At 43.3% G+C, this 6,135-nt stretch carries 7 protein-coding genes; 4 read left to right on the top strand and 3 right to left on the bottom strand.

Features of this window, described 5'->3' with window-relative positions:
- Window positions 1-194: 194 nt before the first annotated feature.
- The gene (gene aceI, locus FTU01_RS14000; RefSeq protein WP_180139670.1) at window positions 195-626 is read right to left on the bottom strand and encodes a chlorhexidine efflux PACE transporter AceI; all 432 of its coding nucleotides are present in this window, start codon (window positions 624-626) and stop codon (window positions 195-197) included.
- A gap of 94 nt (window positions 627-720) precedes the next feature.
- On the opposite strand from aceI, the gene FTU01_RS13995 reads away from it, so the two are divergent.
- The 4 genes from FTU01_RS13995 (at window position 721) to FTU01_RS13980 (ending at window position 4,700) form a co-directional block, all read left to right on the top strand.
- Window positions 721-1,611, top strand: a complete 891-nt coding sequence (locus FTU01_RS13995; protein ID WP_180139667.1) for a LysR family transcriptional regulator — start codon at window positions 721-723, stop codon at window positions 1,609-1,611.
- An 89-nt stretch (window positions 1,612-1,700) separates the two neighbouring features.
- Entirely contained in the window at window positions 1,701-2,672 is a 972-nt protein-coding gene (gene tal, locus FTU01_RS13990) for a transaldolase (RefSeq protein WP_179992454.1), read from the top strand.
- 82 nt (window positions 2,673-2,754) lie between these two features.
- Window positions 2,755-3,414 carry a leucine efflux protein LeuE gene (leuE, locus tag FTU01_RS13985; RefSeq protein WP_179992453.1) on the top strand — a complete coding sequence of 220 codons (660 nt, stop codon included), beginning with the start codon at window positions 2,755-2,757 and terminating at the stop codon, window positions 3,412-3,414.
- Window positions 3,415-3,524: 110 nt separating this feature from the next.
- Window positions 3,525-4,700, top strand: a complete 1,176-nt coding sequence (locus tag FTU01_RS13980; RefSeq protein ID WP_180002247.1) for a benzoate/H(+) symporter BenE family transporter — start codon at window positions 3,525-3,527, stop codon at window positions 4,698-4,700.
- Between the two features lie 17 nt (window positions 4,701-4,717).
- Here the strand turns inward: FTU01_RS13980 and FTU01_RS13975 are convergent, their stop codons facing one another.
- Both FTU01_RS13975 and FTU01_RS13970 read right to left on the bottom strand, forming a co-directional pair.
- A complete protein-coding gene (locus FTU01_RS13975) occupies window positions 4,718-5,062 on the bottom strand; it encodes an SMR family transporter (protein ID WP_180013076.1) in 345 nt (114 codons plus the stop codon).
- A gap of 66 nt (window positions 5,063-5,128) precedes the next feature.
- A complete protein-coding gene (locus FTU01_RS13970) occupies window positions 5,129-6,133 on the bottom strand; it encodes an alpha/beta hydrolase (RefSeq protein WP_180139664.1) in 1,005 nt (334 codons plus the stop codon).
- Window positions 6,134-6,135: the final 2 nt, after the last annotated feature.

Here is a 6,135-nt window from a genome sequence, read left to right as displayed (position 1 = left end):
GATGGGAGAGAATGTTCAAGAGTGGATTCTAAATGTTCAGATAAAGACATAAAAAAATGAGCGTATTTACATACACTCATTTTTACTACATTTTACTAAAATTTGCTTAACTGACTGGCATTACTCTCTATGAGCGGTTTTTTATTGCAATATTATTAGCGAAGCATTTGAGATTACTCTAGTAAAGACTTAAGTTAAGCTTTTCGGTAGTCTGGTTCCAGCCCCATTTTGGCCTCAAGGTGGTCATAGCACCACTGGAAGATAAAGGTATACACCAGAATACATAGTGTCATCGCCAAATCCAGAAGAAAAGCCTGCGCCAGACCGATCTGTAATGCATAAGCTACCATCGGAATCGTCGCCAGCATCAAACCACCCTCAAATCCAATCGCATGAGCAATCCGCACTTTGATGGTTCTTTTCAGACGATGTTTGGCTTCAAACTTTTCAAAATAATGATTAAACAGCATATTCCAGAACATTGAAGTGACAGCCATCGCAATTCCGAGAGCGCCTGTGACCTCAAGCGGCATATGCATGAGCGTACTCAGTAATATGGCAATCACCACCAATAAAATGCCTTCATATAAGGTGGCATGAATCAGTCTTCTTTTCGAAATTAACATTTCCGTTCAACAAGTCAGGAGATAAAAGAATTTTATTTTTTTAAATTTGATTATTCGAGTTAGAATCTATCAATAAAAATGAAAGATGGAATGCATGAATATTAATCAAGAACAGCTGCTAATGTTTAAACTGGTCATGGAAACCGGCTCCTTCTCTGCTGCTGCACGTAAACTTGGTAAAGTTCCTTCTGCAGTGAGCATGTCCATTGCCAATCTGGAAATTGATCTTAATCTGGTGCTATTTGAACGCATTGGCCGTGAACCGAAACCAACCGCACAGGCGCAAGTGCTATATGAAAAAACTGAGCAGCTTTTGGTTGAAATCAACCAATGGAAGCAACATGCCCTAGCACTTAGTTCAGGTCTTGAATCTGAACTGAATATTGTGGTGGTGTCTGAGCTCCTCCATACCCGCTGGACTGATTATATCGTTTTGCTGGAACGGGAATTTCCAGCGCTGCAAGTTAATGTCTTTAGCGCACCTCAGGAAGATGCTCATCACATGCTATTTGAAGGTTCAGCGCAGTTAGCGCTGATGTTTGAGCGGGAGCAATTAGAAACCCGGGAACAGTTTATAGAATTAAAACGTGAGGTACTGGTCGCTGTGGCGGCCAAACAACATCCATTAAGTCAATTTCACCAGGTCAGCTATGAACAGATTTTACAAAACCGACAGATTGTTGTTGCCAGTCGTGATCGTAGCATTAAGCCAGAACTGCTCTTTTCCCGGAATTACTGGCGCACTGATAATCATCATTCAGCCTGCAGCATGATCCAGCAAGGTTTGGGCTGGGGCGTGCTTCCCTTAGAAATGATTAATGAACAGCCACATTTGCAGGAGCAGCTACAGATCTTGCATCTGCTCGATTTCACCCCAAAATTTGAATATTTTGTCGATCTGGTCTGGAGTCGAGAAACTCGACTGGGTACAGCTGCTCATTTTTTGATTAATCACTTGCGTCAGCAGCGAAAAACCGACCATTAATCACAGAAATTCAACGACAGTCTACTTGGTAAGAGGATGATTTATGATATATAAGAATGCATAAGCAATAACCATAGAACTAGATCGTAATGACATTAACTGCACTAAACCAATTAAAAAACTTGACGACTATTGTGGCAGATAGCAGTGATTTAAGCGCAATTGAGAAATTTCGCCCTCTGGATGCAACTACAAATCCATCTCTGATTACTGCAGCAGCGAAACAACCTGAAAATCAGGCCTTGATTGAAGCAGCTTTTCAACAAGCCCAGCAAGAAGGCTATGTGAATAATGCCCTGATTGAACGCACGATTGATATTTTGACCGTCAAATTCGGTGTTGAAATTTTAAAACTGATTGAAGGTCGTGTTTCGACTGAAGTGGATGCTTCCCTGTCTTTTGATACTGAAGCGACCATCGCCAAGGCTAAAGAATTACTCGCGCTGTATGATCAATATGGAATTAATTCTGACCGCATCCTGATTAAGATCGCATCGACTTGGGAAGGTATTCAGGCAGCGAAAGCATTGGAAGAAGAAGGTATCCATACCAACCTGACCTTATTGTTTGGCCAGCATCAGGCCCATGCCTGCGCTGATGCCAAAGTGACTTTAATCTCGCCTTTTGTCGGCCGCATTCTAGACTGGTACAAAAAAGCGGAAGGTGTTGAGTCGTATCCAATTGAAAAAGATCCGGGCGTACTCTCAGTGAAGCGCATTTATGAATTCTATAAAGCGCATGGGATTAAAACTGAAATCATGGGTGCAAGCTTCCGTAGTATTGAGCAGGTTTTGGGCCTCAGCGGTTGTGATCTACTGACTGTTGCACCAAACTTGCTGGAACAACTTGAAAATGATCAGCGTGAAGTTCAGGCTCAGCTTTCAGCCAAAGATATTCAATCTCAAGGTGAACTGAGTCCAATCAGTCATGCCGATTTTGATGCACAACTGAAACAGGACCAGATGGCCAGTGAATTACTGCAAGGTGGTATCGATGGCTTTATCAAGGCACGTGAGCAACTGGCGGCTTTATTAAAGGAAAGTTTTTTGAGCACCACCTAAATTCACAGCGAATTTATAGAATTTCTCCAGGCCGATGTTGCTATAATGCCGCATCGGCTTTTTTCATTTTTGCGAGTTCTTCGTGTTTGGTATCACAGATCTAACGACCTTTATTATTGGGACAACGTTAATTGTGTTACTGCCGGGGCCGAATTCCCTCTATGTCATGTCAATTGCCTCTCGTTTTGGCATCAAGACCGGTTATATGGGTGCCTTAGGGGTTTATACCGGTGACTTGATTCTGATCCTATGTACGGCGTTAGGCGCAGCCTCTCTACTTCATGCGTTTCCCGTGCTGTTTATTGCCCTGAAAATTATTGGTGCTGTTTATCTCAGTTATCTTGGTATCAAACTGATCATTGCCGCCTATCAGACTTTCTTTCCGAAACAGTCGTCACAACGTGTTCAGATTAAAAAGACTACTCCTGAAACTGTCGGGTCGATTCAGCCCTTCCGTACAGCATTAACAATCAGTGTTTTAAATCCTAAAGCGATTCTGTTCTACCTGTCTTTTTTCGTGCAGTTTGTTGATCCTGTTTACCCTTATCCGGCACTGACTTTTGCACTCTTGGCTTTAATCCTGCAACTGATCAGCATGACCTACCTTTCAATCCTGATCTTTTCCGGGGTCAAACTCGCGAGCTATTTCAACCAGAATTATAAATTGACCGCTGGCGGGGTTGCTTCAGTAGGAATTCTATTCTGCGGGTTCGGCATCAAACTGGCGACATCTACTTTCTAAGAATCAGCAGCTTTCTGGCAAGAGCAGCGCTTTCTAAAATTGTTAAAAACATTGTGTTGATATATGAAAAGCGTATGATTTAAACGCATTTAAAAATAGTGTCATGGATGATGCCTAAACTTTTACAAGATCTCTCCTTTCCTGCCATCATGGCGGGTTTTATTACCTGCATGATTGGGATCAGCGTATCCGCCGTACTGGTCATTGAAGCAGCCCAAAGCCTGGGTGCAAATGCAGCGCAAATCAGTTCCTGGTTATGGGCACTCGGTATAGGTATTGGGGTTTCCGGCTTGCTGCTTTCCTGGAAATATCGCTATCCGATTTCCACCGCATGGTCGACAGCCGGTCTGGCGTTAATTATTGCCTCCGCAGGCCATTACAGTCTGGCCGAAGCGATTGGCGCTTTTCTGATTTGCGGCATCCTGATTGCCTGTCTGGGATTTTTCGGAATATTTGACCGGATTTTTCAGTTTATTCCGCAAAGCTTGACCAGTGCCATGCTGGCTGGTGTCTTGCTGAAATTTGGTATTTCAGTATTTGGCAGCCTGCAACAATCCTGGAGCTTTGTGCTTACCGTACTGGCCATTTATCTCATTTCCAAAAAACTGAGTACCCGTTATAGCATTGTCATTACTGTGCTGCTTGCAATTGCACTCTGTCCGTTCTTTATCGATTTTACGCTTCCACATTTGGACTGGAGCATCGCTCAGCCTGTATGGACCACACCAGAATTTAGCCTGCAAGCTATTTTAGGACTGGCTCTTCCGCTGATGGTGATTAATCTGGCATCGCAATATTTACCAGGCCTGGCTGTAATTAAAAGTTATGGCTATCCACCCAAGGTGAATCCAATTTTAGGCTGGACGGGCCTCACTCAGGCACTACTCGCTCCCTTTGGCTGTTTCAGTGTTAATCTTGCCGCGATTAGCGCAGCAGTCAGTCTGGATGCACAGGCACATCCTGATCCGGCTAAGCGTTATATCGCAGGTATGAGCTGTGGTCTGTTTTATATCCTGATGGGTTTCTTCGCTGCGACCCTGACCAGCTTATTGATGGCTTTTCCAGGTATTCTGATTACGGTTCTGGCTGGCATTGCCCTGTTTGGCACCATTGGCCATAACATCGCACTGGCTTTTCAGGACAGTCATGACCGGGAAGCCGCACTGATGACCTTTCTGTTCAGTGCATCCAATATCCAGTTTTTTGGAATAGGTTCAGCTTTCTGGGGCCTACTGCTTGGTTTGATGGTTTATTTACTATTTAGGCTTAAACCTCAGCTGGCTTAGACTTATATCTATCTCTTTTAATGTCCTGCCGTTTGAGAAAACAGATTAATGACCACTACACCGGAAATAATCAGGGCAATACCAATAAAAGCAGGAAGATCCAGCGCCTGCTTAAATACAATATAACCGACAATGGCTGTGAGAATGATCCCTACACCGGCCCAAATCGCATAAGCAATGCCTAAAGGAATTACCTTAATCACCTGAGACAGCAAATAAAACGCGATACAGAATAAAACGACCACCGCTAAAGAAGGCCACAAATGGGTAAAGCCTTCAGATTTCACTAGAAATGTAGATCCAGTGACTTCAGCAATTATAGCCAAACCCAATAAGAGATATGCCCAAGTCGCAGGGTTCATTTTTTTCATTCTCCAAATCTGTCTTTCCTAAACCAAAGCTTAGTTATGTCTTAAGAAATAAATTATTTATAACTGTATGTTGAGGGGTGAAAGCTGATGCAGAAAATCCATCGTCTTGATAAAAGTCTGCTGACTTTCTTTCTTGCCCATAAAGAACTGATATTCATGAATCAGCCAGGCTTTAGATTCGGGATAAAAAACTTCTGTCACTGGAACCTGCTGCGCTTTTAAAGCTTTGATAAAAGGCAAGGATTGGGTATCAGTCAGAAAATCCTTGTTGCCCCCGCTAATGAATACTGGCGGATAAGATGGCGTAATATACTGGATTGGAGAAATACGTTTGAGAAATTCGGTATCATTTTTACGATCCCCTGTATAGGCCTGAATCAGGCTATATACTCCCCACTCTACGATCTTCATTTCATCAGGTGCGGTACTGGCAAATGACTCCAGGTCATAAATACCGCAGTGCAGAATCAGACCTTTAAGCTGGGATGGTTGCAGATAAGGCTGAAAATTAGATTGTTTGGCAAAGGCGGGATTTGTTAAAAGTGCAGCATAGTGGCTGGCCATATTCGCCCCGGCAGAATCTCCGGCCAGATATAAATTTTCGGCATCAATCTGGTATTCGGCTGCATGTTGAGTAATAAACTCCAAGGCCTGATCAATCTGATGTAACTGGCTTGGATAAATGGCTTGAGGTGCAAACTGATATTGGACCGATACCACATTATAACCTTGCGCAGCCAGAAGTTTAAAATAACCCCGGGCATGTTCTTTGGAACCAGAAATCCAGCCACCACCATGAATCCACACAATGGTTGGTTGCGGGCCGATATTTTCGATATTTTGTGGTTGATACAGATCCAGAGAGAGCTTTTTCTGCGGTTCATAGACCATATTCTGATGCACGATGACCGAACCTGGTGCATAGCGATCCATCACCTTTTGCTGCATCCCTGTGGTCAAATTAAAAGCACTGGCAATGACCCGGCTGTTCTGTACAGTATTTTGACAGCCTGCCAGAATAATTGAACAGAACAACAATAAATGAATAGCAAAAAACCTCAAAA

The organism is Acinetobacter sp. YH12043 (assembly GCF_013419915.1).
In the GTDB taxonomy this organism is placed as follows: Bacteria; Pseudomonadota; Gammaproteobacteria; order Pseudomonadales; family Moraxellaceae; genus Acinetobacter.
This window is presented reverse-complemented; position numbering and strand designations above follow the sequence as displayed.

Excerpts from the sequence above, each read along its gene's own strand:
- FTU01_RS13995 (WP_180139667.1), top strand. The coding sequence starts at position 721 with ATGAATATTAATCAAGAACAGCTGCTAATGTTTAAACTGGTCATGGAA.
- FTU01_RS13980 (WP_180002247.1), top strand. The coding sequence starts at position 3,525 with ATGCCTAAACTTTTACAAGATCTCTCCTTTCCTGCCATCATGGCGGGT.
- aceI (WP_180139670.1), bottom strand. The coding sequence starts at position 626 with ATGTTAATTTCGAAAAGAAGACTGATTCATGCCACCTTATATGAAGGC.
- tal (WP_179992454.1), top strand. The coding sequence starts at position 1,701 with ATGACATTAACTGCACTAAACCAATTAAAAAACTTGACGACTATTGTG.
- FTU01_RS13975 (WP_180013076.1), bottom strand. The coding sequence starts at position 5,062 with ATGAACCCTGCGACTTGGGCATATCTCTTATTGGGTTTGGCTATAATT.